Origin of the sequence: Stenotrophomonas sp. CASM106 (assembly GCF_049384825.1) — a bacterium.
Lineage (GTDB): Bacteria > Pseudomonadota > Gammaproteobacteria > Xanthomonadales > Xanthomonadaceae > Stenotrophomonas > Stenotrophomonas muris.
The window spans coordinates 1-389 of the sequence record NZ_JBMRFS010000093.1; the positions used below are offsets into that span (position 1 = coordinate 1).

A 389-nucleotide genomic window follows, 5' to 3' on the forward strand; every position below is an offset into this window, starting at 1 on the left:
GCCATACAGCGTGACCGACAGCAGGCCCACCGGCCATGCAGACAACCGGCGCCGGGCCATCAGCCAGACGCCGAGCACGCTGCACAGCGCGGCGGTCCACTCGAGCACGACGCCGTTCACAGCGCGAACGTCACCGACAGGCGCGCCTGTCGCGGTGCGCCGGGGAACAGGTAGTAGTCACCGCCGCTGCTGCCGGTGTCACGCCAGTAGAAGCGGTTGAACACGTTGTCCACCGACAGGTTCCAGGTCACGGCACGCTCGTGCAGCCGGTGCTGGAAACGCAGGCCGGCATCGAACACCGAGTAGTCCGGCGCGCGCACGGCGCCGTCGGCGCGTGCCACGTTGGCACCGGCATAGCGCCACCCGCCAGTGACATCCAGGCCCTGCAC

General features: G+C 69.7%; 1 protein-coding gene and 1 pseudogene. Both read right to left on the minus strand.

Annotated elements, in window-relative coordinates; genetic code table 11:
• The coding region (locus tag VG556_RS22675; RefSeq protein ID WP_423180091.1) for a nicotinamide mononucleotide transporter at positions 1-108 on the minus strand (108 nt) is incomplete at its 3' end.
• An 8-nt stretch (positions 109-116) separates the two neighbouring features.
• Positions 117-389, minus strand: a pseudogene (locus VG556_RS22680) (TonB-dependent siderophore receptor); the annotation flags it as partial.